At 45.6% G+C, this 3,799-nt stretch carries 4 protein-coding genes; 1 reads left to right on the top strand and 3 read right to left on the bottom strand.

Translation table 11 applies throughout. From position 1 onward, the window contains the following. Window positions 1–153: 153 nt before the first annotated feature. Window positions 154–1,341 carry an MFS transporter gene (locus L3V36_RS23700; protein WP_102447859.1) on the bottom strand — a complete coding sequence of 396 codons (1,188 nt, stop codon included), beginning with the start codon at window positions 1,339–1,341 and terminating at the stop codon, window positions 154–156. A gap of 281 nt (window positions 1,342–1,622) precedes the next feature. On the opposite strand from L3V36_RS23700, the gene L3V36_RS23695 reads away from it, so the two are divergent. After that, window positions 1,623–2,504, top strand: a complete 882-nt coding sequence (locus tag L3V36_RS23695; RefSeq protein ID WP_108121953.1) for a LysR family transcriptional regulator — start codon at window positions 1,623–1,625, stop codon at window positions 2,502–2,504. Window positions 2,505–2,624: 120 nt separating this feature from the next. Here the strand turns inward: L3V36_RS23695 and L3V36_RS23690 are convergent, their stop codons facing one another. Then, window positions 2,625–2,915, bottom strand: coding sequence for a putative quinol monooxygenase (locus L3V36_RS23690; protein WP_208775722.1), 291 nt, complete (start codon window positions 2,913–2,915; stop codon window positions 2,625–2,627). Between the two features lie 207 nt (window positions 2,916–3,122). Continuing rightward, entirely contained in the window at window positions 3,123–3,620 is a 498-nt protein-coding gene (locus tag L3V36_RS23685) for a hypothetical protein (RefSeq protein ID WP_208775723.1), read from the bottom strand. Between the last annotated feature and the right edge of the window lie 179 nt (window positions 3,621–3,799).

Raw genomic sequence — 3,799 nt, 5'->3', positions numbered from 1 at the left:
CAGAATGAAGATAGGAAAGTATGATTCGGCATAGAAACGGTAGTTTGTGTATGATTTTTGTTTGGCGACTAAACCATATCACTTACTACCGTTTTTGTTTTGAGTTCCCGCTAATCCGCGATGAACCTTTGTTTTTTCTATTCTTGCTAGATGCTAGATGCTAGATGGAACAGTTTGTTGTGCTTGCTTCTTATCTAACGCACCACTGAATCGAGTCAGAACAAGAGCAATTAAAACGATCACAGCACCTACCCAAGGGGTGTTCATTAATCCAGATTTCGCGACAATCAAACCACCGCCCCATGAGCCTAATGCGATACCGACGTTGAAGGCGGCAATGTTCAATCCAGAAGCGACATCGACGGCGTCTGGTGTGTATTTCTCAGCCAGTTTCACAACATACACTTGTAGCCCCGGAACGTTGCCGAATGCAAATGCACCCCAAACCAAAATAGTCGCAACAGCTGCGTAAGGGTTTACTGCGGTAAAGTTGAATACCACCAGTACCGCGGCTAAACCTGAGAAGATAACGGTCAGCGCTTTAATCGGCCCCATCTTGTCAGCCATTTTTCCGCCCCAGATGTTACCTACCGCTACTGACACACCGTAGACCAACATGATTAAGCTGATTGAGCTCGAATCAAACCCTGATACGTTTTCCAGTATGGGAGCAAGGAACGTAAACGCGGTGAATGTGCCGCCATAACCCAGTGCTGTGATAGCGTAAACCAACAGTAAGCGTGGTTGAGTTAGAACCTTTAGCTGTGCCGAAATTTTTGCTGCTGGTGGTTGCTTAAGGTTACTTGGAACCAAGATAGCGCTACCAATAAGAGCAATAAGACCAAGCAGAGCAACGATCAAGAAGGTTGCTTGCCAGCCAAAGGTTTGGCCGATGTAAGTGCCCAGTGGTACGCCGGTTACCAATGCAACCGTTAAACCCGTAAACATGATCGCAATGGCACTGGCTGCTTTATCTTTTGAAACCAAACCTGTCGCGATGGTCGATCCAATCGAGAAGAATACACCATGGGCAAGGCCAGTCAAAATTCGTGCGGCGATCAGCGTGTTATAGCCTGGAGCTTGCCACGCCAATAAGTTACCAATGACAAACAATGCCATCACAGTCAGTAACACCGCTTTACGATTCCATTTCCCGGTTAATGCCGTTAGCACTGGTGCGCCAATAGCAACGCCAAGCGCGTATAAACTGACTAATAGGCCTGCCGATGGCAGAGATACATTCAAGTCGCTCGCCATGGTAGGAATCAAGCCTACGATGACAAATTCTGTGGTTCCGATGGCAAAGGCGCTGAGCGTCAATGCAAGTAATGCTAGTGGCATAATCATCTCTCTTACTGTTCTTTGTTAAATACCGAGCGCGATAAAATGGGGCAGCTTGTGACTGCAATAGGAGCGCTTCGTTTGATGGCGAGGATTATCTAGCAAAATATATTTGTGAAAAATGCCGTCATTAACAAATAACCTTTGTGAAATTTGCAATAATTAAAGAGTTAGCCGATCATTGGATTAAGCTGATGAGATCGAAAAGACATAGATGATTTGAGCTGTGATGAGCACAAGCGAGATGGCATTAAACAAAATGAAGATAGCGAAGGAGCCTTATGTTAACCCGTTCAGATGATTTAGAAATGGTACTCACCGTTGTCGATGCTGGTGGTTTTTCTGCGGCGGCAGAGGCGCTGGATGTGCAGGTCGCAAAGGTGTCTCGCTCGGTGAGTAAGGTTGAGTCGCAACTCGGCGTCTCAATATTCAACCGAACAACGAGACGCGTGGAATTGACGGAGGAAGGACGGCAGTTTGTCGATTCAGTCAGGGTGGGATTACAGATGATTCAGAGCGCGGAAGAAGAAATCGTGTCGCGCGGAGAGTTGCCAAAAGGTCGTTTAAGAGTCGATGCCGCCAGTCCATTCGTATTCCATCAGCTAGTGCCGTTGGTGCAGTCATTCAAAGAGGCTTATCCAGACATTGAGTTGGAACTCACTTCCAACGAAGGCTTCGTTGATCTTCTAGAAAAGAGAACCGATGTTGCGATTCGAATCGGTAAGTTGTCCGATTCAACACTGCACGCTCGCCCGTTAGGCAAAAGCTTACTTCATATTGTGGCGTCACCTGATTATCTCGCTAAGCGTGGGCTACCCACCAAACCTCAAGATTTGAGTTCGCATCAAATTGTGGGATTTGCGGGTAACAAAGTGCTTAACCATTGGCCTTTGCCAAACCAAAGTTATGTCGCGCCTACCGTGACAGCCAGTAATGGTGAAACCGTGCGTCAACTAGTCTTAGCTGGAAATGGTATTGCTTGTTTATCGGGGTTTATGGTGCAGGAAGATATGGCAGCAGGGCGTCTAATCCCTATTCTGGAACAAGACAAACTTGCGAACACAGACCGAGAGCGAGTGAATGCCGTTTACTACAAGTCGTCTTCTGTCTCTAAACGTATCTCGGCGTTTATTGATTTTATACAGCCCCGTTTGAAGCTCTAACTAAGGCGGCTGACGATATCCGCATAAATGAAAAAGCCCCGCTGACGTGTAGCGGGGCTTTCAAATTGAACTCGATAGCTTGTCAGTGTGCTTTCTAGTAACAGACTACTGAAACTGTACTTAAGCGATCTTAGTCATCTCGTTAAGTGTAAATGACGTAACACTACCTTCGGTTGCTGCCATGTATTCAGCGCGGTGAGTATTACCCATGTGTGTTTGCCAAAGTTCACGAGACGTCCAGTTTTCGTAGAAAGTGAAATGTGCTGGGTTTTCATTGTCTTGGTGAAGGTCGTAGTTGATGCAGCCTTCTTCAGCGCGAGTAATATCAATCAGCTTTAGCAGCTCTGCTTTAACCAATTCAATTTTGTCTTCGTTAGCGACGATGTTTGCGACGATAGTTAGTTGAGTCATGTTGGTACCTATATTATTTTTCACCGAAATGGTGATTTGTCTGTGTATACAGCGCCACTTTTTGTTCATTGAGCTGCAGTCTGTGTCGATGGATAAATAATAGTAGGAATATTTGAAACGATAAACAGTGCTACATTTGAATTATTGTCAAAAAATAATTGATAATAACTTGGGTATTATGTGCTACTAAGCGTAGGTGAGGAGTGTTTAGAAACCACCCGCCCAAGTATCAAAATCGTCAATGTTGTCGAGCTCTTCTTTAGTTCTAGGGGCTGGGTAATAAGGCAGAGCCAACCTTTGAGCGGAAGGTTGCAGTTCCCAATCAGGTGTAATCTTGAGTCGGGTTAACTCATCGTTGAGGCGCACAAACATATAGTAGCCATCGGCATGGGTATTGGCGTAACTCGCGACTGTTGCGATATCACCAGAAGGTAATTTTACATCTCGGCCGAGCGGGTAAAGTTGGTGCAAAGCGAAGCTGACTTTAGGGTCTTTCAGCTTGCCTTGTTTAAAGCGTTCTAGGCCAATCGCGGTTGAGGTCGTGCGCGGCTTCCACCCTGTGAGGAACAATCCACTCAGGTTATCTTTGAATGGCTTACCCTTTCGATTGCCTTCATTGGTAATGAATTGAACCGTCAGCGTGTCTCCCGATTCTTGCAGAATTTCTAAAAACTGTTCACCAGTGCGATCGACCAAAAGCTTCATAATATCCAGTTACCATCAAGAATGAGAGACAATAAAGGGTACTACTATAGGGATAATGCCGTTCGGATAAGCATTATTGCTTGAACCTGAACGGATATTTGGCTGGGACAAAGAGGACTGAACGTGGAAACGTTCGGTCCTTTCTTTTATCTGGAAGAATGAAGTGACTCAAACTGTCT

Origin of the sequence: Vibrio sp. G-C-1, assembly GCF_021728015.1 — a bacterium.
Taxonomy (GTDB): domain Bacteria; phylum Pseudomonadota; class Gammaproteobacteria; order Enterobacterales; family Vibrionaceae; genus Vibrio; species Vibrio splendidus.
Note: the sequence above shows the minus strand (reverse complement) of the source record. Positions and strands in the feature narration are given on the sequence as shown.